This window comes from Streptomyces sp. GQ60, from assembly GCF_059758875.1.
Genome location: NZ_JCAXEG010000004.1, coordinates 358,247 through 382,677 on the forward strand (window position 1 = coordinate 358,247; position 24,431 = coordinate 382,677).

The following is a 24,431-nucleotide window of genomic DNA, read 5'->3' on the forward strand; positions in this document are numbered from 1 at the left end:
TCCTCGCCCTCTAACCCCTAATCTCAATTTAGAAGGTTAGAAATTGAACAGTTCTGGGGAAGGAACCGTTGTGACGACCGTCATCAGCAAGCTGCGCACCGGCCACGTGGGCCTGAACGTCACGGATCTCGCCCGATCGCTCGACTTCTACCGGGACGCCCTCGGCTTCGAGCTGCTCGCCGAGGGCAAGGAAGAGGATCGGCGCTTCGCCCTGCTCGGCCGGGACGGCGAGCTCGTGCTCGCCCTGTGGCAGCAGGCCGAGGGGGCCTACGCACCCGGCGCGGCCGGACTGCACCACCTCGCGCTCGCCGCGGACGCCATCGAGGAGGTCAGGGAGTACGAGGAGCGGCTGCGCGGCCTGGGCGTCGACTTCGCCTACGAGGGGGTCGTCGCCCACGGCGAGGGGGCGGCTTCGGGCGGGATCTTCTTCCACGACCCCGACGGGACCCGGCTGGAGATCTCCGTGCCGAGCGGCGCCGAGGGCGCCGAGGCTCCCGTCGCAGGGGCACCTACCTGCGGGTTCTTCTAATGTCCGGGTACCACTGGGGCTCACTGGCCATCCAGGAGCGGGTCGGCGTCCGCGAGCACGCCGTGCACGTGGGCCAGTCCATCACCCCGCACATCAAGAACGTGGCCGCGGCCTTCCTGGGGCTGCAGCCGCACCTGGTCGTCGGCGCGGCCGATTCCGGAGGCCTCTTCTGGGCCTCACTGCTGACCGGCGCCCCCGGCTTCGTACGGGCGACCGGGCCGGACCGGATCGCGGTCAAGGGAGGGATCCCCGACGGAGATCCGCTCGCCGGGGCGCTGGCCACCGCCGGCACCCGGGTCGGGACCATCTCCCTCGATCCGCGCACCCGGCGCCGGATGCGGTTGGGCGGGACCCTGGAGGTGACACCCGGCGGGTTCGCGCTGACGGCCGAACGGGTCTTCGCCAACTGCCCCAAGTACCTCCAGAAGCGGCAGCCTGTCCAGCTCGTCGCCGAAGGAGCCGGCGTCGTGCGGCGCGGGGACGCGCTCACCCCCGACCAGGAACGGGCCGTCCGCGCCGCCGACACCTTCTTCGTCGCCACCTCCGCGGGGGCGGACGGGGCCGACGCGAGCCACCGGGGCGGCATGCCGGGCTTCGTCGAGGTGCTGTCCCCGACCGAACTGGCCTGGCCGGACTACGCGGGCAACGCGATGTTCCTGACGCTGGGGAACCTGCTGGCGGACCCGCGGGCCGGGCTGCTGTTCCCGGACTGGGAGGGCGGGGGGCTGCTCCAGCTCAGCGGCCGGGCGGAGCCCGAGTTCGGGGCGGGCGGGGAGCGGCGGGTCCGGTTCCGGATCGAGTCGGTCGTGGAGAGCGTGCACCCGGGACGGCTGCGGTGGAGCGCCCCGGAGTACTCGCCGGCCAACCCGGGGCTGCCCGCGCCGCCTTGGCGGCCTGCGGGGTAGGCGCCCCGGTGGCAGATCCCTCACCGGGGCAGGACGACGAGGTAGGCGGCGGGCTCGCGGTCGGCGGACGCCGTCAGGGCGGTCCGTACGACGGCCGCCTGCTGCTCGGGCCAGTCGCGGAGCTTGCGCGGGGTGATGTGCAGGACGGTGATCCCGCACCGCTCCAGGGTCTCCCGCTTGCGGACCGACTCCGACCACTGCTCGTCCTCGCCCTGGCGCGGGGCCCGGGTGTCGATCTCCACGGCGACGGCCTGCTCCGGCCAGTACGCGTCGACCCCGCCCAGGTGCGGGCCGCCGGGCAGCCGCAGGTCCACGTTCCAGACGGGCTCGGGGAGCTCGAAGCCCCGTACGAGCTGGTACAGCCGGTCCTCGGCGATGGCCCGGCCCTCGGCGAGCAGCGACTCGACCGCGTCCACCACGTGCGGGCGGTTCAGCAGCCGGGCCACCGTCAGCTCCCGCACCACGGCACCCGGTTCACAGTGTCCGCCGCGGACGGCTTCGCTGAGCAGGCGGCGGACCGTGCCGGCGTCGGAGAGGTGGGCGACGGCGTCGGCGACGGCCCGGGCCACGGGGGCGACGGGCAGCCCGGTGACCTCCTCCGGCCGGGGCGGGGTGTGCGTGCGGACGATGCGGACCTGTCCGGCGGAGCGCAGCCGGCGGGTGTTCGGGACGAGCACGTCGATCTGGGGGAGGCCGAGCAGGGCGGGGGCGGAGGAGAACCGGTACAGCGCGAGGGCCGCCAGCCCGGTGATCATGACCTCGTCCCCGCGGCGCCCCGCGTAGAGGAGCGCCGCGTGCAGCCGCTCCTCGCTGGTCGCGGCCCCGGAGTGGAGCAGGAAGACCCCGGGCAGGATCTGCTGCCAGGCCCGCTCGGCGGCGTCGGAGGCGGTGACCCCGTGCTCCCGGAGCTGGGCCAGCGACAGCACGCGGGGGCGGTTGTCGGTGAGGTGGGCGAGGGGGAGGGGTGCGTTGTGGTTCATGACGCTGAGATTCCCTCAGGCCATGGCCTCGCTAACCCCTGTTACACATCCGTCGGCAAATCGGGACAAGACGGGGCTAAAGTACGGACGTTCGAGTGCCGATGGAGTGCGCCGGTCCGGCCCCGTTTCCCGGGGCTCCGCCCCAGACCCCGCGCCCCAAACGCCGGCGGGGCTGGATTTTCCAGCCCCGCCGACGTTCACGTGCAGGCCGACGTCGGCCAGATCCAGCCCCGCCGGCGTTTGAGGCGCAGGTCCGGGCGGAGCCCGGGGAACGGCGGAAGGGTGGGTAGGGGACAGCCCCGCAGGGTCAGCCCGCCGCCACGTCGCAGGCCTGCGCCCGCAGCGCACGGGCCAGGTCGTCACGGGACTCCAGGACCAGCCGCCGCAGCGCGGGCGCAGCCGATTCGTGCGCCGCCAGCCACGCGTCGGTGGCGTCCAGGGTCGCCCGGGAGTCCTGGAGCGACGGGTACAGGCCCCGGACCACGTCCATGCCGATCTGGATCGACCGCTCGGCCCAGATCCGCTCGATCACGGCGAAGTAGGGCTCCGCGTACGGCGCCAACAGCCCCCGCTGCGAAGACTGCTGCATCCCCGCGATCGTCGCCTCGACCAGCGCGTTCGACAGCGCGTCCGACTCCACCACCGCGGCCCACGCCTGGTCCTTGACCGCCGCCGACGGCCGCGCCGCCAGGCACCGCACCTGGTGCCGCTTGCCCGACGCCGTGTCGTCCCGCGCCAGTTCCGCCGCGAGGACCTCCTCGCCGATCGCCCCGTGCGCGGCCAGCGGCAGCAGGAAGTCCCAGCGCAGCTCCTGGTCCACGTCCAGCCCGTCGATCCGCGCCGATCCCTCCAGCAGCCCCAGCAGCAGCTGGAAGTCGCCCTCGGTCGCCGCGCCCGCCGCGAAGAAGCGGGCCCAGGTGAGCTGGTGCTCCGACCCCGGCTCCGCGAACCGCAGTTCCTGCAGCGCGCACGCCGCCAGCACCTTGCCGCCCTGCTCCCGCCAGTCGGGCGCCGCGTAGTGGGTGACCGCGGTCAGCGCCTGCGCGTGCAGCATCTGGAGCACGCCGACGTCCGTCTCCCGGCCCGCGTGGGCCAGTACGAGCGAGACGAAGTCCCGCGCCGGCATCAGCCCGTCACGCGTCAGGTTCCACAGCGCCGACCAGCACAGCGCCCGGCTCAGCGGGTCCGCCACCGAGCCCAGGTGCGAGCGCAGCGCGGCCAGCGAGGCCTCGTCGAAGCGGATCTTGCAGTAGGTGAGGTCCTCGTCGTTGACGAGCACCAGCGCCGGCTTCTCCTGCCCGGCCAGTTCGGCGATGGCCGTCCGGGGCCCCGCGACGTCCGCCTCGGCCCGCGCGTAGCGGACCAGCGCACCGTCCGGGTCCAGCCGGTACAGGCCCACCGCGACCCGGTGCGGCCTGAGCTCGTCGCCGTCCTGGACCACCGCCAGCTCGGTCACCCGGCCGCCCGCGTCGCAGGTCACCACCGGGGTCAGCGCGTTCACGCCGGCCGTCTGCAGCCAGGCCCGCGACCACTCGGCCATGTCCCGCCCGGACACCTCCGCGAGCACCGACAGCAGGTCGTCCAGGGTGGTGTTCCCGTAGGCGTTCGCCTTGAAGTAGCGCCGCGCACCCTCTAGGAAGGCGTCCCGGCCCGCGTACGCCACGAGCTGCTTGAGCACCGCCGCGCCCTTGGCGTACGTGATGCCGTCGAAGTTCAGCTTCGCGTCCTCCAGGTCGCGGATGTCGGCCGTGACCGGGTGGGTGGACGGGAGCTGGTCGGCCCGGTAGGCCCACGCCTTGCGGCTGTTGGCGAAGGTGACCCACGCCTGGTCGAACCGGGTGGCCTCGACCAGCGCGAACGAGCCCATGAAGTCCGCGAAGGACTCCTTCAGCCACAGGTCGTCCCACCACTTCATGGTGACCAGGTCGCCGAACCACATGTGCGCCATCTCGTGCAGGATGGTGTTCGAACGCCGCTCGTACGAGGCCTGCGTGACCTTCCCGCGGAAGATGTACTCCTCCCGGAAGGTCACCATCCCCGGGTTCTCCATGGCGCCCAGGTTGTACTCCGGCACGAAGGCCTGGTCGTACTTCCCGAAGGGGTACGGGTAGTCGAAGATCTCGTGGAAGAGGTCGAAGCCCTGCTTCGTGACGAGGAAGACGTCGTCCGCGTCGAAGTGCTTCGCCAGCCCCTTGCGGCAGATCGCGCCGAGCGGGATCGTCAGGTCCCCGCGCGTGTAGGTGTCCGTGACGTAGTGGTACGGCCCCGCCACCACGCAGGTGATGTACGTGGAGATCGGCGCGGTCTCGGCGAAGCGCCGGGTCTGCCCCTCGCGGGACTCCTCGACGCCGTTGCTCCAGACCTGCCAGCCCTCGGGCGCGGTCACCTCGAAGCGGTACGGGGCCTTGAGGTCGGGCTGCTCGAAGTTCGCGTACACCCGCCGGGCGTCGGCCGGCTCGTACTGGGTGTAGAGGTAGACCTCGCCGTCCTCCGGGTCCACGAAGCGGTGCATGCCCTCGCCGGTCCGGCTGTACGCGCAGTCGGCGTCGACCACGAGCACGTTCTCGGCGGCGAGTCCGTCCAGGGCGATCCGCGCGCCGTCGAAGACGACGGCCGGGTCCAGCTCGCGGCCGTTGAGGGTCACGCTGTTCACCGAGGGCGCGATGAGGTCCGCGAAGCTCGCGGCTCCCGGAGCGGCGGCGCGGAAGCGGACGGTGGTCACCGAGCGGAAGGTCCTGGGGCCGTCGGCCGGTTCGGCCTCGTCCACCGCGGACCTCAAGTCGAGGACCACCTCGTACCCGTCGACGGACAGCAGCTCGGCCCGCTCGCGGGCCTCGTCACGGGACAGATTCTCTCCGGGCACGTGCACTCCTTCGTGCGTGATCGCGATACCTGACCGAATCCTCCCACGGGGGAATGCATGTGCGGACGGAGCGGTTGGGCAGGCAGGAACGTTCCGATAAGAGGAGAGACATGGCTGACACCCAGGTGCGCGAGAAGACCCCTGTCGACTTCTGGTTCGACCCGCTCTGCCCCTGGGCCTGGATGACGTCCCGCTGGATGCTGGAGGTCGAGAAGGTCCGTGACGTGGAGGTCCGCTGGCACGTGATGAGCCTCGCGGTCCTCAACGAGAACAAGCTCGACGAACTGCCCGAGGTCTACCGCGAACTGCTCGGCCCCAAGGGCTGGGCCCCCGTACGCGTGGTCGTCGCGGCCCAGCAGAAGTTCGGCGACGAGGTCACCGGCAAGCTGTACACCGCGCTCGGCACCCGCTTCCACAACGGCGGGACCGGCCCGACCCGCGAGGCGATCGCCGAGGCCCTGGACGAGGTGGGCCTGCCCGCCGAGCTGATCCACTACGCCGACTCCGACGAGTACGACGAGGTCCTGCGCGACTCCCACAACGACGGCATCAACCGCGTCGGCCAGGAGGTCGGCACCCCGGTCATCTCCGTGCCCGGCGCCGACGGCGACGAGGTCGCGTTCTTCGGCCCGGTCGTCACCCCCGCCCCGCGCGGCGAGGCCGCGGCCCGCCTCTGGGACGGCACCCTGCTCGTCGCCTCCACCCCCGGCTTCTACGAGATCAAGCGCACCCGCACCCAGGACCCGATCTTCGACTAGCCCGACCGGCTTCGACTAGCAGGGGTCCGGTTCCTCCCTTAACGTCCCCCTATGGGGAATGGTCCGACACGGGAGGAACCACTCGGCCGCAGCGGCGGCCGGGCGGAGCCCGCGATACCGAACGGCAACGCCGCGCACGCCGGCCTGCCCGCACGCCCCCGAGACCGGGTGCTGCGGGCAGCTTGCGTAGCGGTGCCCCCGCTGTGGACGGCCCTCGGGGTCCGCCAGGCCGCCGGCACCCTGCGCCACTACCTGCGGGGCACGGGCCGCCCGTACCGGGTCGACGCGCGGGCGCTGCTCGCCGTGCCCGCCGTACGGGAGGACGTGGACCGGCGCCTGGCCGAGTGGCGGGAGGCCGCGCGGGCGCTCGGCGAGCCCGGCGCGTACGCGGCGGACAGCGGCTGGCGCGGGGTGCTGATCACCCGGCGCGCCCGCGACGGGGGCAGCGCGGACTGGTGGCTGGCGCTGCGCGGGGCCCAGTACCGGATCAGCGGCACGGTACGGGTCCACGAGGACGGCTCCGTGGTGAGCGACTACCGCTTGCAGGTGTACAAGAGCTGGAACTTCGACCGCGGGGAGTCGGAGTTCGGGATCCCCTTCACCCCCTTCGCCCGGCTCCACGAGACCGGGCTGGCCCGGGAGTTCGCGGTGGTCGGCGAGGTGGACGGGCTGGTGGACTCCGCGGCTGCCGCGGGAAGCGCAGAAGACCCCCGCCAGTCACGTCCTGGCGGGGGTCTTCTGGTGGACACGCCCGCGAGTGAAGGTTGAGAAGACGATCACGAGGCGGGCGGGCTCGGTGGCGCTGATCAGCCCTTGGCGGGGATCAGCAGCGGGGTGTTCGCCTTGGCGTCGGCGTAGCGCCGGGCCACGTCGCGCCAGTTGACGACGTTCCACATGGCCTCGATGAAGTCCACCTTCTGGTTCTTGTACTGGAGGTAGAAGGCGTGCTCCCAGGCGTCGAACACGAGCACCGGGGTGCTGGCCACGCCGACGTTGCCCTGGTGGTCGTAGATCTGCTCGACGATCAGGCGGCCGCTGACGGGCTCGTACGCGAGCACGCCCCAGCCGGAGCCCTGCGTCGCGGAGGAGGCGAAGGTGAGCTGCTTCCTGAACGTGGCGAAGGAGCCGAAGGATTCGGTGATCGCGTCGGCCAGCTCGCCCAGGCCGTCGGCCGCGGTGGGCTCGCCGCCGCCCTCGCCGGTCTTCGGGCTGGCCATGTTGTGCCAGTAGATGCTGTGCAGGATGTGGCCGGAGAGATGGAAGGCCAGGTTCTTCTCCAGGCCGTTCAGCGCGCCCCAGTTCTCCTTGTCGCGCGCCTCCGCCAGCTGCTCCAGTGTGTTGTTGGCGCCCGCGACGTAGGCCGCGTGGTGCTTGTCGTGGTGCAGCTCGATGATCTGCGGGTTGATCACCGGCTCGAGAGCCGCGTAGTCGTAAGGAAGCTCAGGAAGCGTGTAAATGGCCATGCGTGTATCCGGTCCCCTCGGCGTGCCAACCGCTTATTGCAACCAATGTGCAACTGCACGCTAGCAGTATCTGTTCATCGGCTCCCATAAGGGTCACCTCACTTGCCGGTCCCCAGGAACGCGGAAGGCCGGGCCCATGCGATCGCATGAGCCCGGCCCCGGGGCCGCCGTTCGCAAGGCCCTAGCCGGCCTCGCGCGCCGCCGCCCGGCGCTGGAGGACGTAGCCGGTGGCGGCCAGGGCCGCGGTCAGGCCGCCGGTGAAGACGAGCTGGATCCGGGTGTCGTCGCCCATGGCCATCAGGACCAGGACCCCGGCGAGTCCGGCCAGTGCGACCCAGGTCAGGTAGGGGAAGCCCCACATCTTCACGACCAGCTTCTCGGGGGCCTCGCGCTCCGTGCGGCGCCGCAGCACGAACTGCGAGACGGCGATGAAGCCCCAGACGACGAGGATGACGCCGCCGACCATGTTCAGCAGCCAGGCGAAGAGGGTGTCCGGGTACCAGTACGACAGCAGCACGGTGACGAAGCCGAAGCCGGAGGAGGCGAGCACCGCCCGGCGCGGCACCCGGCCGGAGAGCTTGCCCAGCGCCTTGGGGCCCTGGCCGCGGGAGACCAGGGAGTAGGCCATGCGGGAGGAACCGTAGATGTTCGCGTTCATCGCGGACAGCAGGGCGATCAGGATGACCACGTTCATGACCTGGCCCGCGTGCGGGATGCCCAAGTGGTCCAGGGTGGCCGCGTACGGGCCCGCGTCGGTGACCGCCGGGTCGTTCCACGGCAGCAGGGTAACGATGACCAGCATCGAGCCGATGTAGACGATCGCGATCCGCCACATGGTGGTCTTCACGGCCTTGGCGACGCCCCGGACCGGGTTGTCGGACTCGGCGGCCGCGATGGTCACCGTCTCCAGCCCGCCGTACGCGACCACGGAGGCGAGCAGGCCGACCAGCAGTCCGTCCACGCCGTTGGGCAGGAAGCCGCCGTCGTGGAGCAGGTTGGCGGTGCCGGGGGAGCCGCTGCCGGGCAGCAGACCCAGGACGGCCAGCACGCCCAGGCCCAGGAAGAGGCCGATCGCGCCGATCTTCAGGGCGGCGAACCAGAACTCGAACTCGCCGAAGTGGGAGACGGCGGCCAGGTTGGAGCCGCAGAACATCGCCATGAAGACCAGCACCCACATCCACGAGGGGGTGCCCGGGAACCAGCCCGTCATGATGTGCGCCGCGCCGATGGCCTCGATGGCCACGCCCACGCACAGCAGGGTCCAGAACATCCAGCCGGCGGTGAAGCCCGCCCACGGGCCGATGGCCCGCTCCGCGTGCACCGAGAAGGAGCCGGAGGAGGGGTTCGCCGCGGACATCTCGCCGAGCATCCGCATCACGAACATCACGAGCAGCCCGGAAGCGGCGTACGCCAGCACGATCGAGGGACCGGCGGCCGCGATGCCGGCGCCGGAGCCGACGAAGAGGCCCGCGCCGATGACGCCGCCGAGGGCGATCATCGAGAGGTGGCGCTGCTTGAGTCCGTTGCCGAGGGGTGATCCCGCGTCGGGTTGTGCGGGGCTCTGCTGCTCGGGAGGTGTGATGGTGCTCTGGCTCATGCGGGCCAGTGTGCCTACCGTCCGATAATCGGACTTCTCGTGTCCGGCATGCGGACACCCGTTTCACCCGACGTGATCGTCCGCCCGCGGAACAGAAGGGGGCCCGGGACCGAAGTCCCGGGCCCCTTCCGCCGCCTGGTGTGGTCAGGGCCTCTTGGCCCGGACCTCCCGGATCCACGCCACCACCAGCACCGCGGCCGCGGCCCCCGCGGACCACAGCAACTGCGGCCGCGCCGAATCGTCGAACAGCATCAGGACCAGCACCGCGGCCATCCCGATCAGCGCCGCCCACGTCGCGTACGGGAACAGCCACATCGGCAGCGTCAGCCGCTCGGGCATGTCCCGCTCGATCTTCGCCCGCAGCTTCAGCTGCGAGACCGCGATCAGGGCCCACACGAAGAGCAGCACCGCGCCGACCGCGTTGAGCATGTAGAGGAAGATGGTGTCCGGCCACAGCAGGTTCAGCACCACCGAGACGAACCCGAAGGCCACCGAGGCGAAGACCGCCCGTCGCGGCACCCCGCCGCCCGACACCTTCAGCAGGGACTTCGGCGCCTCGCCCCGCTCCGCCAGCGAGAACACCATGCGCGAGGACCCGTAGAGGTTCGCGTTGAGCGCCGACAGCAGGGCCACGAAGATCACGACGTCCATGATCTGGCCGGCGTGCGCGATGCCGATCGAGTCGAGGACGGCCACGTACGGGCTCTGGCCCGGCGTCAGCGAGTCCCACGGCAGCAGGGTCACGATGACCAGCATCGAGCCGACGTAGAAGAAGAGGATGCGCCACACGGCGCTGCGCACCGCGCGGGACACGGACCGGGCCGGGTCGTCCGACTCGGCGGCCGCGATGGTGACGACCTCCAGGCCGCCAAAGGCGAAGATCACGGCCAGCATGCCGGCGACCACGCCGCTCGCGCCGTTCGGGAAGAAGCCGCCCTGGCCGGTCAGGTTGGCCATGCCGACCGGGTCGGTGTCCGGCAGGAAGCCGAAGACGGCGAGCGTGCCGAGGATCAGGAACAGCACGATCGCGCCGACCTTGAGGGCCGCGAACCAGAACTCGAACTCGCCGAAGTTCCGCACGGCGGCCAGGTTGCTCACGGTGAAGACCACCATGAAGAGGAGCACCCAGAGCCACTGGTCCACCGCGGGCAGCCAGCCGCTCGCGATCTTCGCCGCCGCGGTCGCCTCCACGGCCAGCACCACGACCAGAAGGAACCAGTACAGCCAGCCGGCCGAGAAGCCGGCCCAGCGGCCGAGGGCCTTCTCCGCGTAAACGGAGAAGGAGCCGGAGGCGGGCATCGCCGCCGACATCTCGCCGAGCGCCCGCATCACCAGCATCGCGAGGACGCCCGCGAGCAGGTACGAGCAGATGATCGCGGGCCCGGCGATGGTGATGCCGGCGCCGGAGCCGACGAACAGCCCGGCGCCGATCACGCCGCCGAGGCCGAGCATGGTCAGGTGGCGCTGCTTGAGGCTGTGGCTCAGGGGCTCCGGTGGGAGTTCGTCCGTGGTGCCGGGAGGGGCGGACGGGAGGTCGCGCATGAGGAGTGCTCGTACTCTCTAAGGCCTGGCGGCGGTGGGGGCTCCGCGACAGTTGGAGGGACCCTACAGTCTCTCCGGAGAGCGCCCATCCGCGCAAAACGGACGTGTCATCGGTCGTCGCCCGTGATGCGGATCACTGCGCCACGGGTGCCGGGCAGGGTCTTTGTGTACTCCCCACCAAACCGGGGAGTGCGGCTTTGTCCCGGGACACCCTGATGCGGCCCCGGACCCGGGACTAACGTCGGTGATCGTCCCTGTCGACCCCACCTCCTGCGGAGTCCCCGATGAGCACTGCTTCCGTCTCCTTCCGGCCCGGCGCCGTCCTCGCCGACCTGCTGCCCGCGAGCCGCGTCCGCGACATCGCGCTCGTGGCCGGCGGAGCCGCGCTCACCGGTCTGGCCGCGCAGATCGCCGTGCCCGTCCCCGGCTCCCCGGTCCCCGTCACCGGCCAGACCTTCGCGGCCCTCTTGGTCGGTACCGCCTTCGGGGCCCGCCGCGGCTTCCTCGCGCTGGCCCTCTACGCCCTCGTCGGGACGGCCGGTGTGCCGTGGTTCGCGGGCGGCACCTCCGGCGCGGGCGGGGCCTCCTTCGGCTACGTGCTCGGCATGCTGCTCGCCGCCACCGTCGTGGGCGCCCTCGCGCGGCGCGGCGCCGACCGCTCGGTGCTGCGTACGGCGGGCACGATGGTGCTGGGCTCCGCGGTCGTCTACGCCGTCGGCGTCCCCTACCTCGCGCTGTCCACCGGGATGTCCTTCGGCGCGGCCGTCGCGGCGGGGCTGACGCCCTTCCTGATCGGCGACGCGCTCAAGGCGGCGCTGGCGATGGGCCTGCTGCCGGCCGCCTGGAAGCTCCTCGGCCGCGCGTGAGCGCTCGTACCCCGCACGGAAGCCCCGGACCGCGCAGTGCGGTCCGGGGCTTCCGTCGTCTCGAACGGTGGCGCGTCTTTCCGACGTGCTACGCGGAGGCCTTCAGGGCGGCCTTGCGGCGGAGCTGGCGTGCCACGCCGATCGCGATCACCACGGCCGCGACCAGCAGCGACAGCAGGACGATCTCGCGGTTGTCCTTGTCGTAGATCATGTAGCCGAGGACGAAGGTGATCATCGCGGCGGTGGCCCAGGTCAGGTACGGGAAGAACCACATCTTCACCGTCACCTTCTCCGGGGCCTCGCGCATGAGGATCCCGCGCATCCGCAGCTGGGTCAGGCAGATGACCAGCCACACGAACAGCGCGATCGCGCCCGAGGCGTTCAGCAGGAAGCTGAAGACCGTGTCCTTGAAGGCGTAGTTGAAGTAGACGGCGAGGAAGCCGAAGACGACCGAGCCGAGGATCGCCGCCGTCGGCACTCCCCTCTTGTTCACCTTGGCGAAGGCCTTCGGGGCGTCACCGCGCTCGCCCAGCGAGAAGGCCATGCGGGAGGCGGTGTACAGGCCCGAGTTCAGGCAGGACAGCACGGCCGTCAGGACGATCACGTTCATGATCTGGCCGGCGTGCGCGATGCCGATCGAGTCCAGGGCGGCGACGTACGAGCCCTTCTCGACGATCGACGCGTCGTTCCACGGGAGCAGCGTCAGCACGATGAAGATCGAGCCCAAGTAGAAGACGCCGATGCGCCAGATCACCGAGTTGGTGGCCTTGGTGACCGCGCGGCGCGGGTCCTCGGACTCGCCGGCGGCCAGCGTCACGATCTCGCTGCCCATGAAGGAGAAGACGACCATCAGCACACCGGTGAGGACCGAGCCCCAGCCGTTCGGCATGAAGCCGCCCGTGTCGGTGAGGTGGGCGAAGCCCGCACCCGGGTTGTCCGAGCCCGGCAGCACGCCGAAGACGGCCAGCATGCCGATGATCACGAAGCCGCTGATCGCGACCACCTTGATGCCGGCGAACCAGAACTCGAACTCGCCGTACGAGGCGACCGAGCCGAGGTTGGTGACCGTCAGCACGGCCATCACGATCAGCGCCCAGGCCCACTGCGGGACGGCCGGGACCCAGCTTTCGAGGATGACGGCGCCGGCGGTGGCCTCCACGGCCAGGACGACGACCCAGAAGAACCAGTACAGCCAGCCGATGGAGAAGCCGGCCCAGCGGCCGAGCGCCCGGTCGGCGTACGCGGAGAAGGAGCCGGAGTTCGGGCTGGCGGCAGCCATCTCGCCCAGCATCCGCATCACGAACACGACCATCGCGCCGACCAGCGCGTAGGACAGCAGGATGGCGGGACCGGTCTTGGCGATACCGCCGCCGGAGCCCACGAAGAGCCCGGCGCCGATGACGCCGCCGATGGCGATCATGGACAGGTGGCGGTTCTTGAGACCGGCTTTCAGACCGTCGGAGGGCTGGCCGTCACCGGGATTGCCGGTGGGGGCGCCTTCCTTCTGAAGGGTCGTCGTGGAGCTCATGGACGGATCCTTAGGTTCTCGGGTGGCGAGCCCCGGCATTCAAACCCGAGATGAACGCAGGGCGGAAGACCCCAATCCGGATCGTCGCGGCGGGACGAACGTCCAGGACCTCGGTCCCGCGGTGTCCCATCTGCGTTCTTTGGGTTTACTTGAGCTTTAGAAGTGACTTACGCGACACCCCGCGGCGGGTCCCCGGCCCGGCTCGTGCCACACTCGGACCATGCGCGTGTACCTCGGATCCGACCATGCCGGCTTTGAGCTCAAGAACCACCTGGTGGACTGGCTCAAGAACAACGGCCACGAGCCCGTCGACTGCGGGCCCCACATCTACGACGCGGTGGACGACTACCCGCCGTTCTGCCTGCGCGCGGCGGAGAAGACCGCCGCGGACGCCGACAGCCTCGGCATCGTGATCGGCGGCTCCGGCAACGGCGAGCAGATCGCCGCGAACAAGGTCAAGGGCATCCGCGCCATCCTCGCGTGGAGCGTCCAGACCGCCGAGCTCGGCCGTGAGCACAACAACGCCAACGTCATCTCGGTCGGCGGCCGCATGCACACCCAGGACGAGGTCGTCAGCTTCATCGACGCGTTCCTGAAGACCCCGTACTCCGACGAGGAGCGCCACACCCGCCGGATCGACATGCTCTCCGCCTACGAGACCACCGGCGAGCTCCCCCCGATCCCGGCCCACCACCCGCAGGGCTGATCCCGCGTCCGGCCGTGCCGCCTCCAGAGGCGGCGCGGCCGGTTTTTCTTTTCCCGTCCGCTTTCCGAGGAGTGCCGCCGTGCCCGAGGGGCATACGATCCACCGCCTCGCCGAGGACCACACCGAGCGCTTCGCCGCCCGGCCGGTCCGGGTGAGCAGTCCGCAGGGCCGGTTCGCCGAGAGCGCCGCCCTGCTCGACGGCCGCGAGCTGGAATCCGCCGAGGCGCACGGCAAGCACCTGTTCCTCGAACTCGGCGACGCCTGGATCCACATCCACCTCGGCCTCTTCGGGAAACTCGGCTTCGGCCCCGCCCCGGCCCCTCCTGCCACGGAAACGGTCCGGCTCCGGCTGCTGAACGAGGACCACTACGCCGACCTGCGCGGCCCCACCGCGTGCGCGCTCATCGGCGAGGGCGAGAAGAAGGCGATACACGACCGGCTCGGCCCGGACCCGCTGCGCCCGGCCGACGACCCCGACCGCGCCTGGGCCCGGATCTCCCGCTCCCGCACCACCGTGGCCGCCCTGCTGATGGACCAGAAGATCGTCTCCGGCGTCGGGAACGTCTACCGCGCCGAGGTCCTCTTCCGGCACGGCATCGACCCCTACCGCCCGGGCAAGGACCTCACCCGGGGCGAATGGGACGCGATCTGGGCCGACCTGGTGCTGCTCATGCGCGAGGGCGTGCGCAACAACCGCATCGACACCGTCCGGGACGAGCACCTGCCCGAGGCCATGGGCCGCCCGCCGAGGGTGGACGACCACGGCGGCGAGGTGTACGTCTACCGCAGGGCCCACATGCCCTGCCACATCTGCGGGGCCGAGATCCGCACCGCCGGTCTCGCCGCCCGCAACCTCTTCTGGTGCCCGGGGTGCCAGGCCCGCTAGGCGCGTGAACGCGGCATCCGGCCGGGCCGCCGGGTGCCGCGGGGCTGCCTAGAACCCGTGCGGCAGCCAAGGGGCGACGTCTCCCGCGAAGGCGCGGGAGGTACGGGCCAGCGAGCCAGGCCGCACCTCGCGCACCAGCCCCGCCGCGGCCAGTGAGTTCAGGGTGACCCCGCCCAGGTACGCCGCGCCCAGCTCCCGCACCGACAGCTCCAGGTCGGCCGGGTCCTCCGTCCGGGTACAGCTCGCGGCCCCGTCCGCGCCGGCGGTCAGCCGCCAGCGCCCCGCGTTCCAGGGACAGAACGCGTCCTCGACCTCCAGCACCACGTCCAGCGGAGCCCCGTAGCCCCGCGCGGCCAGCGCCTCCGGCAGGTCCACGAGCCGTACGTGCATCGAGTCGCGCAGCCGCACCCGCGTCCGCCGGACATCGGTGACCAGGTGCAGCACCGCATCGTCGGCCGGCCGCTTGACGGCCCGTACGGTCCAGGTCAGGTCGATGGAGCACACGTACCGCCACAGCGCCGCGTACACCGCCGGGTCGAGCGCGTCGAGGTCCGCCACGTCCACCCGGCCGTCCGAACCGGTCAGGTCCCACTCGGGCTTGACCCGGTAGCGGGCGTACCCGACCACCTCGCCGTCCGCCCGCTCCGCGACCACGCACTTCAGCGGCGACCCGCCGCCCCGCGAGGACTCCGGGTCCAGCAGCGCCTGCAGCTCCCAGCCCGGCTGCCGGGCCGGCATCCCGGGCCGGCCCGCGACCAGCGCCGCGTAGACCCGCTCGCAGTCGGCCAGGGCCTTGAGCGGATCGACCAGCCGCAGCCGTACGTCGTCGGCTGCCGGCGGCACGGAGAGCCGTACGCGGGTCGTGTCGATCTCCACCGACATCGAGTACGCGGCCGTGCCGTAGCCGAAGCGCCCGTAGATCGCCGGATCCGAGGCCGTCAGCACGGCGACCGGTTCACCACCCTCGCGGACGTCGTTCAATTGGCGGCGCATCAGGGAGGTCAGCACACCCCGCCTGCGGTGCGTGGGGGAGACGCCCACCATCGTGACCCCGGCGGCGGGGACGAGCGCCCCGCCCGGCACGGAGACCCGGAAGGAGAAGGCCCCGGCCGAGCCGACGCAGGTCCCGCCGTCCCAGACGCCGAGGGAGCGCTCCGGCTCCGTCAGCGACCTGTAGAGCTCCCGCTCCTCGGGGGATTCGGGCACCCCGCCGAACGCCAGTTCCAGTTGGTCGTACCAGACATCCCACTCATCAGCCTGCAATACGCGCGTCTCAAGAGCCATGCGGCCATCCCTATCAGGGCAATCCGTCCCGGTCGATCTCTTTTCGGTCGCCGATGTGCCCGTCTCCGGGGGTACCCCTGCGCGCGCACAGCCAGGATGGATAGGGTCCCGAAGCAATGGCCGGAGCACGCGTGGAGTCCCTCCTGGCCCGGACCCGCATGATGTGGCACCGGGCACGCACCGCTCTGCGCAAATCCGCCGTCGACTACTTCCGCGGCGACGGCTCCGACTGGCTCGCCTTCGGCGGCCTGCTCCTGACCATCCCGGCCATCGCCTTCGGCACGCTGATGCTGCCCGTGTGGTTCTCGCCCGCCGCGCTCGTCCTGCCGATCGTCGCCGGCGGCCTGCTGCTGCGCCCCGCCAGCCTGCTCGCCCTGTACGCGGCCTCCGCGGCCGCGCTCATCGTCGAGGCCCTCGTCCTCGGCCCGTACACCCAGGGCCCGGCCAGGGTCACCCCCGGCACGGTCCTGGTCGTCGCCGCCTGCGGCTTCTTCGGCCTCGTCATCGCCCAGTTCCGCAGCCGCGTCGGCGTGCCCTGGCGACGCGGCGGCACCATGCTCTTCGACCTGCGCGAACGCATCCGGGTCCAGAGCAAACTGCCCGCCCTGCCGCGCGGCTGGCACCGGGAGATGGCCCTGCGCCCGGCCGGCGGACAGTCCTTCTCCGGCGACTTCGTCGTCGCCGCCCGCACGAACGGCGGCCGCACCCTGGAGATCGTCCTCACCGACGTCTCCGGCAAGGGCATGGAAGCTGGCTCCCGCGCCCTCCTCCTCTCGGGTGCCTTCGGCGGCCTCCTGGGGGCGCTCCCCCCACACGGCTTCCTGCCCGCCGCCAACGGCTACCTGCTCCGCCAGGACTGGGACGAGGGCTTCGCCACCTCCATCCACCTCGTCCTGGACCTGGAGACCGGCGACTACGAACTCCTCTCCGCGGGCCACCTGCCCGCCCTCCAGCTCTCCGCCGGCACCGGCCGCTGGCAGGAGATGACCGGCGAGGGCCCCCTCCTCGGCGTCTACGACGGCGCCGAATTCACCCCCGCCAGCGGCAACCTCCGCCCCGGCGACGTCCTGATGCTCTTCACCGACGGCCTGGTCGAAACGGCCGAGCGCGAGATCAGCGAGGGCATCGACCGCCTCACCGGCGAGGCCGACCGCTACGTCGCCGCCGGCTGGGAGGGGGCGACCTGGCACCTCATCGAAAAGGTCGCCAAGGACGTCAACGACGACCGAGCCCTCCTCCTCATCCGCCGAACACCCTTTTAACGCACCCTCGCGCGGTGCGGCCCCTTGGGAGCCCTACCGGCTTCGCCGCGCTGCGCCGGGCACCTTTTCGACGCACCCCTCGTGCGGTGCGGCCCTGGCCGGCCTCCCCGGCTTCGCGCCGCTCGCGCGGTGCACCTTTTCGACGCGCTGCTCGCGCGGTGCGGCCCCTTGGGGGCCTTACGGCTTCGCCGCGCGGCGCCGGGCACCTTTTCGATGCGCCGCTCGCGCCACTCGGCCCTGGCGGGCCTCCTGGGCTTCGCGTCGCTGCGCCGGACTCCGTCCGGCGGTGGCCGGTCGGGGTGCTCGCCACTGCCGTACCGGCGTGAGGCCGGTGGGCGGGTGCGGCTGGGTGGGCCCTGCGGGGCTGGGTCCCCTACCCGCCCTTCGCGCGTTCCCCGGGGCTGCGCCCCGGACCCGTTGCCGGGTGCGGCGCCGTTCCCGGGGGCCGGCCCCCGGACCCCCGCGCCTCAAACGCCGGCGGGGCTGGGTATGGCGGGAGTTGCCTGCGGGCGATCCAGCACACGGGGTGCTGCGCACACGTGCGATCCAGCGCCGGCCAAACCCAGCCCCGCCGGCGTTTGAGGCGCGGGGTCTGGGGCGGAGCCCCAGGGGGTCCGGGCGCAGCCCGGTACCCCTACCCAGCCCGTCCGGCGCTTGAGGACCGGAGTCCGGGCAGAGCCCGGGGTACGCACCCCAGCCGCGCGTTGAGGTCCGGGGTCCGGACAGCGCCCGGGGTACGCACCCCAGCCCCGCCGGCGTTTGAGGCGCGGGTCCGGGCAGCGCCCGGGGAACGGTGGAAGGGCGGGTAGGGGACTTCGCCCCGCAGGGCACCGCTCGCCATGGCCGGCACCGCCCGCCCCCGACCGGCGGGGTCGGGTTTACCCCACCCCCGGTCCGCCTGCCTCCGCCATGGTCGCGATCCGCCCGCCCTCCGTAGCGTCGGAGACACGATCACCACCGGGTGGTCGACCGGCACGGAAGGCGGCACACCATGAGGCTCCGGCGCAGCAAGCGGCAGGCCGAGCAGCAGACGCAGCGGACGCAGCAGGCCGGGCCGCCGAGCCGCCCCAGCCCCCCGGCCGGGGCATCGCACGACGCCACCGCCGCCGTCGAACTCCGCTCGGTCCGCCGCCAGTACGGCAGAGGCGCCACCGCCGTACACGCCCTGCGCGGCATCGACCTCAGCCTGCCCCGCGGCAGCTTCACCGCGGTGATGGGCCCCTCGGGCTCCGGCAAGTCCACGTTCCTCCAGTGCGCCGCCGGCCTGGACCTCCCCACCGAGGGCTCCGTCCGCCTGGGCGGCACCGAGATCACCGGCATGAACGAGAACGAACTCACCGAACTCCGCCGCAGCCGCCTCGGCTTCGTCTTCCAGGCCTTCAACCTCCTCCCCTCCCTCACCGTCGAGCAGAACGTCCTCCTCCCCATGCGGCTGGCCGGCGGCCGCACCGCCTCCCAGGGCCAGGCCCGCGCCGCCGACCTGCTCGCCCGGGTCGGCCTGGAGGGCAAGGGCCGCCGCCGCCCCGCCGAACTCTCCGGCGGCCAGCAGCAGCGCGTGGCCATCGCCCGCGCCCTGGTCACCCGCCCCGACGTGGTCTTCGCCGACGAGCCCACCGGTGCCCTCGACACCACCACCGCCACGGAGGTCCTCGGCCTGCTCCGCAGCGCCGTGGACAACCTCGGCGCCACCGTCGTCATGGTCACCCACGACCCGGCCGCCGCCGCCCACGCCGACCAGGTGCTCTTCCTCGCCGACGGCCTCATCGCCGACCGGCTCCCGCGCAGCTCCGCCGCCACGATCGCCACCCGCATGACGGCGCTGACGGCGCTGACCGCGACCGCCGCACCTGCCGGATCCGCCGCTCCCCGGCACGCGGGAGCAGCCGCATGATGTCGCTCCGCCCCCGTTCCAACGGCCTGGCCCGCGCCGTGCTCCGGTTCCGGCCCGCCGCCTTCGCCGGCACCTTCGTCGCCCTGTTCCTGGCCGTCGGCATCGTCTCCGCCTGCGGGATCCTGCTGGAGACGGGGGCCCGCGCGAGCACCCCGCCGACGCGGTACGCCCAGGCCCCCGTCGTCGTCGCCGCCGATCAGCAGGCCCACCTGCGGATGGGCCGCGGCGACGGCGCCTACGAGATCTCCGCCCCGCTCCCGGACCGCGCCCGGGTGGACGCCGCGCTGCTGGAGCGACTGGCTCCGCTGGGGCGGGCGGTGCCCGACGTGGTGTTCCCCGTACGGGACGGAGCGGGCCGCCCGCTCGACGCCTCCGGCTGGGGCTCCACCGCCTTCAGCCCTACGGAGCTGCGCGCGGGCCGCGCCCCGGCCGGCCTGGGCGAAGTCGTCCTGGGCGGGGCCGACGGCCCTGACCGGGTCACGCTCGACACCCCCGCCGGGCCGCGGGAGTTCCGGGTGGTCGGGCGCGCCGACCGGGCGGGAGCGTGGTTCGCCGACACCGAGGCGCGCACCCTGTCCGGGCACCCCGAGGCGCTCGACGCCATCGTGCTGTTCGGGGTCGACGCGGCGCGGGCCCGGGCGGCCGTCGACGGCCGCGCCCAGGTGCTGACCGGAGACGCCCGCGCGCTCGACCGGGGGCTCGCGGGTGCCCAGGAGGTGCTGACCGGCCTCGGCGGCTCCTTCGGCGGGATCGCCACGCTCGTCGCCGTCTTCACCGCCGCGGGCACCGTCGCCCTCTCCGTCGGGCAGCGCTCCCGCGAGTTCGCCCTGCTGCGCGCCGTCGGAGCCACCCCGCGCCAGATCCGCCGTACGGTCGCCACCGAAGCCCTGCTCGTCGCGCCGGTCGCGGGCGCACTGGGCTGCGTACCCGGCATCGCGCTCGCCGCCTGGTGGTTCGGGCAGCTCAAGGCGAAGGGCGCCGTCCCGGCCGGGATCGACCTCGTCGTCTCCTGGATCCCGCTGGTCAGCGCCGTCGGTCTCGGACTGGCCGCCGCCCTGATCGCCGGCTGGGCCGCGTCCCGCCGCCCCGCGCGCATCCGTCCCGGCCGGGCCCTCGCCGCGGCCGCCGTGGAACGCCTGCGGCCCGGGTGGATCCGTACCCCGCTCGGCCTCGCCGCCCTGGCCGGCGGCGCCGCCTGCGCGACCCTGGCCGCCACGAGCAGCGGCCCGGACGCCGCCAACGCCGCCCTCGGCGTCGTCATGCTCTTCATGCTCGCCGTCGCCCTGCTCGGCCCGCTGATCGCCCGCGCCTGCGCCGGCCTCTTCGGGCTCCCGCTGCGGGCGGGCGGCGCGTCCGGCGAGCTGGCCGCCGCCAACTCCCGTACCCATGCCCGCCGTCTCGCCTCCGCCATCACCCCGATCGTGCTCGCCATGGCCTTCTCCTCCACCCTGGTCTTCCTCCACACCAGCGAGGACCGGGCCGTACGGCAGCAGCAGGAGGCCGGACTCCTGGCCGACCACGTCGTGTCCCTCGGCGGGTCCGACCCGCACGGCGGCACGGACCGGGCGGCCGCCGACCGGGCGACCGTCGACCCCGCCGCCGTTGACCGGGCGGTCGCGGACGGGGCCGTCGCCCTCACCCGTACCGCCGTCCTCACCATCGTCGGCTCCGGCGGCGACCGGACCTTCCACACCGCCTCCGCGCAGGGCGTCACCGGGGACCTGACCAAGGTCCAGGACCTGGGCGTCCGTTCGGGGGACCTCGCCCGCCTCGCCGCCGGCACGGTCGCCGTCGACCGCACCCTGGCCGAGGCCACCCACACCGAGACGGGCGACCGGATCGAGCTGCGGCTGCCCGACGGGACCCCCGTCACCCCCGAGATCGTGGCCGTCTACACCCGCGGCCTCGGCCTCGGCGAGGTCACCCTCCCCGCCACCGACCTGGCCGGCCACACCACCGCCGGCCGCCCCACGGAACTCCTGGTCCGCGGCCCGGCCCCCGAAGGCCTCGGCCCCGTCCTGTCCGCCGCCGCCTGGACCTCCGAGCAGAGCGTGGACCGCCGGCTCAACGCCTGGGCCAACACCACCATGGCGGCCGTCCTCGGCGGCTTCGCGGCCGTCGCCGCCGCCAACACCCTGGTCATGACCGTCCTGGACCGCCGCCGCGAACTCCACCTGCTCCGCCTGATCGGCTCCACCCGCCGCCAGATCCTGCGGATGCTCTACTGGGAGGCCCTCCTGGTCGGCGGCACGGGCATCGCCCTCGGCTCGGCGATAGCCCTGGCCACCCTGACCCCCCTGACGAAGGCGATGACGGGCACCGCCCCCTACGTCCCGCCCCTGCTCTACGCCTCCTTCGCGACGGCCGCCCTCACCCTGACCCTGGCAGCCACCGCCCTCCCGGCCCGCCGAGCCCTACGCCTCACCCACCCCTGACGCCGCCCATCCCGAACCCGCACACTCCGAACCGCTTGGCCCGGCGCCCCCCACACGTGCGGCGAGCACCCCGCAGCCTCACCGCTCCGGCCGTCCCGTGACCACCCCACAGCCTCACCGCTCCGCCCGGCGCCCCCCACACGTGCGCCGACCGTCACCCCAGCCTCGCCGGCGTTTGAGGCGCGGGGTCCGGGCGGAGCCCGGGGAACGGGTGGAAGGGCGGGTAGGGGACTTCGCCCCGCAGGGCGCCCCCACGCGCGGCGACGCCGTACACCCGCCCCGGCCGCCGAGCCGTCACCGTGCTCCCGGCCGGCCCGGGCAGCGGCACCGTGCAGGCAGTGGCACACCCCGACACCGTGCAGGCAGCGGCACGCCCCGACACCGTGCAGCCGACCGGCGGCCAGCCGGCCCGCCGGCGACATCGGCCACTCGCTCCCGATTGGCCCGTCCGCCCAGACCCGGCGGCGCATACCGTGCCCCCATGGACCGCACCCTCGCCGCCGATCTGGCCCGCCTCCCCGAGCTCCTCGACGCCACCCGCGACGCCGCCGCCGCGACGCTCGCAGCGCTGGACGCGCGTCCCGTCGTACCGGCACCCGTACCGGCACCGGCACCGCCCGCCCAGCCGGAGCCGACCCCACCGCTCCCCGAACACGGCACCGGCACCGACGCCACCCTCACGGACTTCGCGGAGCGCTGGGCACCGCGCCTGTCGGCCTCCGCAGGCCCCCGCTACCTCGGCTTCGTCACCGGCGGCGCCACCCCCGCCGCCCTCGCGGGCGACTGGCTCACCTCGGTCCACGACCAGAACTCCAACTCCGCCCTGGACGGCGGAGGCCAGGACCTCGAACGCGAAACCGTCAGCTGGCTCCGCGAGCTCTTCCAGCTCTCCGCCGCCCACACCGGCACCTTCGTCAGCGGCGCCACGATGTCCAACACCACCGGCCTGGCCATCGCCCGCGAATGGCTCGGCGAACGCCTCGGCGTCTCCCCGGCCGAGGACGGCGCGGCCGCGCTCGGCCCGGTCCGCGTCCTCTCCGGCGCCCCGCACTCCTCCATCGCCAAGGCACTCTCCGTCCTCGGACTAGGCCGCGCCGCCCTGGTCCCCGTACCGACCCTGCCCGGCCGCGAGGCCGTCGACCCGGCCGCCCTGGACCGGGCCCTCGCCGACGCGCCCGGCCGCCCCGCCGTGGTCGTCGCCAACGCCGGCACCGTCAACACCGTGGACTTCGACGACCTCCGCGCCATCGCCGCCCTCCGCGAACGCCACGACTTCTGGCTGCACACGGACGCCGCCTTCGGCGCCTTCGCCGCGCTCTCCCCGGAGCACGCCCATCTCACCGACGGCCTCGACGCCTCCGACTCCGTCTGCGTCGACCTGCACAAGTGGCTCAACGTCCCCTACGACAGCGCCGTCCAGTTCACCCGCCGCCGCGACCTCCAGGCCCGCGTGTTCCAGAACGCCGCCGCCTACCTCGGCCCGCTCGGCGAGGACCCCGACCTGGTGCACCTCACCCCGGAGAACTCCCACCGGCTGCGCGCCCTCGCCGCCTGGTTCACGCTGCGCGCCTACGGCCGCGACGGCCACCGCGAGATCGTGGAACGGGACATCGCCTGCGCCCGCTCGCTCGGCGAAACCCTCACGCAGGACCCGTACTTCACGGTCCTCGCCCCGGTCCGCCTGAACGTCGTCTGCTTCACCCTCACTCAGGCCCCCACCCCGGCCCGCCTCACGGCCCTGCGCGAAGCGGCCGGACCCGAGGTGTTCGTCACCCCCACGACGTACGCGGGAACCCCCGCCCTGCGCGCGGCGTTCTCCAACTGGCGCACCACACAAGCAGACGTGCGCCGGATCGCGCAGGCCCTCCACACGGCGGCGAAGGAGCTCGGATGACCATCGGCCCACTCACCCTCATCGAGGTCGAGGCCCTCGCCCGCGCCGCGCACCAGGGCCAGACCGACAAGGCCGGCCGGCCGTACGCCGAACACCTCGCCGCAGTCGCCGAGGGCGTCCGCGCCCGCGGCGGCACCGCCGAACAGCAGGCGGCGGCCTGGCTCCACGACGCGATCGAGGACGAAGCCCTCACCCCGGACTGGCTGGAATCGGCCGGACTCCCGCAGTCCGTCAAGGACATGGTCCTGGCCGTCACCAAACGCTCCGGCGAACCGGTCGAGGCGTACGCGGCCCGCATCCTCGCCACCCCCGGCGCCCTCCTGGTCAAGGAAGCCGACCTGGCCCACAACGCGGACCCCGCCCGCCTCGCGGTCCTCGACGCCCCCACCCGGGACCGGCTGTCCGGAAAGTACGCATACGTCCGCTCGCTCCTCGGCCTCACCGCCCCCTGACGCAAAAGCGCCACCGTCTCTTCGTCACGAGGCGGATAGCCGGGGCGTGTTGGTGGGAGGATGGACCATGTGGGGGTGCGCACGGCCGCGCCCCGGGCCGACCAGGGGACGACCGAAGGTGTGATCAGAAGTGGCCATTTCGCTGTCAGTGGTAGTCCTGTTGGCGATCATCCTGGTGGTGCTCGTCCGCGGAGGCCACCTCAAGGCCGGCCCCGCGATCGTCGCGGTCCTCTTCGGCTTCTTCCTCGCGTCCAGCTCCATCGCCCCGGACGTCAACCGCTTCCTGAACTCCCTCGCGGACACGATCGCGGGCATCAAACTCTGACCCCCGGCCCCCCGGACGGTCCCCCGACCTCATCAGGGCCAGGTCCGGGGAAACCCGGCGTACGCAGCGGCGGCGAAGGGCACGCCGGGGATGCCGAGGGCTGATCACGGACCCCGGGAACGACGAAGGGCCAGGTCGAGGAAACATCCTTTGACCTGGCCCTTTGCGTCTCTGAGCGGGTGACGGGAATCGAACCCGCGTAGCTAGTTTGGAAGACTAGTGCTCTACCATTGAGCTACACCCGCAGCACGTGCGACGCAGGTCC

At 72.7% G+C, this 24,431-nt stretch carries 20 protein-coding genes and 1 tRNA gene; 13 read left to right on the forward strand and 8 right to left on the reverse strand.

Annotated features, from left to right (window positions below; translation table 11 throughout):
* Nucleotides 1-70 precede the first annotated feature (70 nt).
* Nucleotides 71-529: a VOC family protein gene (locus AC6CKD_RS13080; RefSeq protein WP_498327315.1), complete on the forward strand. Its 459-nt coding sequence runs from the start codon at nucleotides 71-73 to the stop codon at nucleotides 527-529.
* A complete protein-coding gene (locus AC6CKD_RS13085) occupies nucleotides 529-1,434 on the forward strand; it encodes a pyridoxamine 5'-phosphate oxidase family protein (protein ID WP_498327316.1) in 906 nt (301 codons plus the stop codon). Before AC6CKD_RS13080 ends, AC6CKD_RS13085 begins: the two co-directional genes overlap by 1 nt.
* Nucleotides 1,435-1,454: 20 nt before the next feature.
* Here AC6CKD_RS13085 and AC6CKD_RS13090 read toward each other — a convergent pair whose 3' ends face one another.
* Together AC6CKD_RS13090 and pepN are read right to left on the reverse strand one after the other, a co-directional pair.
* Complete coding sequence (locus tag AC6CKD_RS13090) at nucleotides 1,455-2,414, reverse strand: putative endonuclease domain-containing protein (protein ID WP_498327317.1); 960 nt, start codon at nucleotides 2,412-2,414, stop codon at nucleotides 1,455-1,457.
* Nucleotides 2,415-2,721: 307 nt separating this feature from the next.
* Nucleotides 2,722-5,277, reverse strand: a complete 2,556-nt coding sequence (gene pepN, locus AC6CKD_RS13095; protein ID WP_498327318.1) for an aminopeptidase N — start codon at nucleotides 5,275-5,277, stop codon at nucleotides 2,722-2,724.
* 110 nt (nucleotides 5,278-5,387) lie between these two features.
* Here pepN and AC6CKD_RS13100 point away from each other — a divergent pair, with 110 nt between their 5' ends.
* Nucleotides 5,388-6,035 (forward strand): mycothiol-dependent nitroreductase Rv2466c family protein, encoded by a 648-nt coding sequence (locus AC6CKD_RS13100; protein WP_498327320.1) that lies wholly within the window; start codon nucleotides 5,388-5,390, stop codon nucleotides 6,033-6,035.
* Nucleotides 6,036-6,086: 51 nt separating this feature from the next.
* Entirely contained in the window at nucleotides 6,087-6,803 is a 717-nt protein-coding gene (locus AC6CKD_RS13105; RefSeq protein WP_498327321.1) for a hypothetical protein, read from the forward strand.
* A 38-nt stretch (nucleotides 6,804-6,841) separates the two neighbouring features.
* Here the strand turns inward: AC6CKD_RS13105 and AC6CKD_RS13110 are convergent, their stop codons facing one another.
* The 3 genes from AC6CKD_RS13110 to AC6CKD_RS13120 form a co-directional block, all read right to left on the reverse strand.
* A complete protein-coding gene (locus AC6CKD_RS13110) occupies nucleotides 6,842-7,498 on the reverse strand; it encodes a superoxide dismutase (protein ID WP_498327322.1) in 657 nt (218 codons plus the stop codon).
* A 181-nt stretch (nucleotides 7,499-7,679) separates the two neighbouring features.
* Nucleotides 7,680-9,095, reverse strand: a complete 1,416-nt coding sequence (locus AC6CKD_RS13115) for an amino acid permease (RefSeq protein ID WP_498327324.1) — start codon at nucleotides 9,093-9,095, stop codon at nucleotides 7,680-7,682.
* 144 nt (nucleotides 9,096-9,239) lie between these two features.
* A complete protein-coding gene (locus tag AC6CKD_RS13120; protein ID WP_498327325.1) occupies nucleotides 9,240-10,637 on the reverse strand; it encodes an amino acid permease in 1,398 nt (465 codons plus the stop codon).
* A gap of 284 nt (nucleotides 10,638-10,921) precedes the next feature.
* On the opposite strand from AC6CKD_RS13120, the gene AC6CKD_RS13125 reads away from it, so the two are divergent.
* The gene (locus tag AC6CKD_RS13125; RefSeq protein ID WP_498327326.1) at nucleotides 10,922-11,503 is read left to right on the forward strand and encodes a biotin transporter BioY; all 582 of its coding nucleotides are present in this window, start codon (nucleotides 10,922-10,924) and stop codon (nucleotides 11,501-11,503) included.
* A gap of 88 nt (nucleotides 11,504-11,591) precedes the next feature.
* Here AC6CKD_RS13125 and AC6CKD_RS13130 read toward each other — a convergent pair whose 3' ends face one another.
* A complete protein-coding gene (locus tag AC6CKD_RS13130; RefSeq protein ID WP_498327327.1) occupies nucleotides 11,592-13,031 on the reverse strand; it encodes an amino acid permease in 1,440 nt (479 codons plus the stop codon).
* Nucleotides 13,032-13,251: 220 nt separating this feature from the next.
* Here AC6CKD_RS13130 and AC6CKD_RS13135 point away from each other — a divergent pair, with 220 nt between their 5' ends.
* Together AC6CKD_RS13135 and AC6CKD_RS13140 are read left to right on the forward strand one after the other, a co-directional pair.
* Entirely contained in the window at nucleotides 13,252-13,737 is a 486-nt protein-coding gene (locus tag AC6CKD_RS13135; protein ID WP_470750401.1) for a ribose-5-phosphate isomerase, read from the forward strand.
* Nucleotides 13,738-13,816: 79 nt separating this feature from the next.
* Complete coding sequence (locus AC6CKD_RS13140; RefSeq protein ID WP_498327328.1) at nucleotides 13,817-14,623, forward strand: Fpg/Nei family DNA glycosylase; 807 nt, start codon at nucleotides 13,817-13,819, stop codon at nucleotides 14,621-14,623.
* A 48-nt stretch (nucleotides 14,624-14,671) separates the two neighbouring features.
* Here AC6CKD_RS13140 and AC6CKD_RS13145 read toward each other — a convergent pair whose 3' ends face one another.
* Nucleotides 14,672-15,907, reverse strand: a complete 1,236-nt coding sequence (locus AC6CKD_RS13145) for a GNAT family N-acetyltransferase (RefSeq protein WP_498327330.1) — start codon at nucleotides 15,905-15,907, stop codon at nucleotides 14,672-14,674.
* 116 nt (nucleotides 15,908-16,023) lie between these two features.
* Here AC6CKD_RS13145 and AC6CKD_RS13150 point away from each other — a divergent pair, with 116 nt between their 5' ends.
* From AC6CKD_RS13150 to AC6CKD_RS13175, 6 genes are all read left to right on the forward strand, one after another.
* Nucleotides 16,024-17,169 (forward strand): SpoIIE family protein phosphatase, encoded by a 1,146-nt coding sequence (locus AC6CKD_RS13150; protein WP_498327331.1) that lies wholly within the window; start codon nucleotides 16,024-16,026, stop codon nucleotides 17,167-17,169.
* A gap of 991 nt (nucleotides 17,170-18,160) precedes the next feature.
* Nucleotides 18,161-19,060, forward strand: coding sequence for an ABC transporter ATP-binding protein (locus AC6CKD_RS13155; protein ID WP_498327332.1), 900 nt, complete (start codon nucleotides 18,161-18,163; stop codon nucleotides 19,058-19,060).
* On the forward strand, nucleotides 19,060-21,495 hold the full coding sequence (locus AC6CKD_RS13160) for an ABC transporter permease (RefSeq protein ID WP_498327576.1): 2,436 nt from the start codon (nucleotides 19,060-19,062) through the stop codon (nucleotides 21,493-21,495). The genes AC6CKD_RS13155 and AC6CKD_RS13160 overlap by 1 nt, the downstream gene beginning before the upstream one ends.
* Nucleotides 21,496-21,976: 481 nt before the next feature.
* Entirely contained in the window at nucleotides 21,977-23,389 is a 1,413-nt protein-coding gene (locus AC6CKD_RS13165; RefSeq protein ID WP_498327333.1) for a pyridoxal phosphate-dependent decarboxylase family protein, read from the forward strand.
* On the forward strand, nucleotides 23,386-23,841 hold the full coding sequence (locus AC6CKD_RS13170; RefSeq protein ID WP_498327335.1) for an HD domain-containing protein: 456 nt from the start codon (nucleotides 23,386-23,388) through the stop codon (nucleotides 23,839-23,841). The genes AC6CKD_RS13165 and AC6CKD_RS13170 overlap by 4 nt, the downstream gene beginning before the upstream one ends.
* Before the next feature lie 130 nt (nucleotides 23,842-23,971).
* On the forward strand, nucleotides 23,972-24,166 hold the full coding sequence (locus AC6CKD_RS13175; RefSeq protein WP_250739483.1) for a hypothetical protein: 195 nt from the start codon (nucleotides 23,972-23,974) through the stop codon (nucleotides 24,164-24,166).
* A gap of 174 nt (nucleotides 24,167-24,340) precedes the next feature.
* Here AC6CKD_RS13175 and AC6CKD_RS13180 read toward each other — a convergent pair.
* Nucleotides 24,341-24,411: transfer RNA gene (locus tag AC6CKD_RS13180), tRNA-Gly, on the reverse strand.
* Nucleotides 24,412-24,431: the final 20 nt, after the last annotated feature.

What these genes read in the sequence shown, in the direction of transcription:
- AC6CKD_RS13085 (WP_498327316.1), top strand. Translation starts at nt 529, where the DNA reads ATGTCCGGGTACCACTGGGGCTCACTGGCCATCCAGGAGCGGGTCGGC.
- AC6CKD_RS13090 (WP_498327317.1), bottom strand. Translation starts at nt 2,414, where the DNA reads ATGAACCACAACGCACCCCTCCCCCTCGCCCACCTCACCGACAACCGC.
- AC6CKD_RS13100 (WP_498327320.1), top strand. Translation starts at nt 5,388, where the DNA reads ATGGCTGACACCCAGGTGCGCGAGAAGACCCCTGTCGACTTCTGGTTC.
- AC6CKD_RS13105 (WP_498327321.1), top strand. Translation starts at nt 6,087, where the DNA reads ATGGGGAATGGTCCGACACGGGAGGAACCACTCGGCCGCAGCGGCGGC.
- AC6CKD_RS13110 (WP_498327322.1), bottom strand. Translation starts at nt 7,498, where the DNA reads ATGGCCATTTACACGCTTCCTGAGCTTCCTTACGACTACGCGGCTCTC.
- AC6CKD_RS13115 (WP_498327324.1), bottom strand. Translation starts at nt 9,095, where the DNA reads ATGAGCCAGAGCACCATCACACCTCCCGAGCAGCAGAGCCCCGCACAA.
- AC6CKD_RS13120 (WP_498327325.1), bottom strand. Translation starts at nt 10,637, where the DNA reads ATGCGCGACCTCCCGTCCGCCCCTCCCGGCACCACGGACGAACTCCCA.
- AC6CKD_RS13125 (WP_498327326.1), top strand. Translation starts at nt 10,922, where the DNA reads ATGAGCACTGCTTCCGTCTCCTTCCGGCCCGGCGCCGTCCTCGCCGAC.
- AC6CKD_RS13130 (WP_498327327.1), bottom strand. Translation starts at nt 13,031, where the DNA reads ATGAGCTCCACGACGACCCTTCAGAAGGAAGGCGCCCCCACCGGCAAT.
- AC6CKD_RS13135 (WP_470750401.1), top strand. Translation starts at nt 13,252, where the DNA reads ATGCGCGTGTACCTCGGATCCGACCATGCCGGCTTTGAGCTCAAGAAC.
- AC6CKD_RS13145 (WP_498327330.1), bottom strand. Translation starts at nt 15,907, where the DNA reads ATGGCTCTTGAGACGCGCGTATTGCAGGCTGATGAGTGGGATGTCTGG.
- AC6CKD_RS13150 (WP_498327331.1), top strand. Translation starts at nt 16,024, where the DNA reads ATGGCCGGAGCACGCGTGGAGTCCCTCCTGGCCCGGACCCGCATGATG.
- AC6CKD_RS13155 (WP_498327332.1), top strand. Translation starts at nt 18,161, where the DNA reads ATGAGGCTCCGGCGCAGCAAGCGGCAGGCCGAGCAGCAGACGCAGCGG.
- AC6CKD_RS13160 (WP_498327576.1), top strand. Translation starts at nt 19,060, where the DNA reads ATGTCGCTCCGCCCCCGTTCCAACGGCCTGGCCCGCGCCGTGCTCCGG.
- AC6CKD_RS13165 (WP_498327333.1), top strand. Translation starts at nt 21,977, where the DNA reads ATGGACCGCACCCTCGCCGCCGATCTGGCCCGCCTCCCCGAGCTCCTC.
- AC6CKD_RS13170 (WP_498327335.1), top strand. Translation starts at nt 23,386, where the DNA reads ATGACCATCGGCCCACTCACCCTCATCGAGGTCGAGGCCCTCGCCCGC.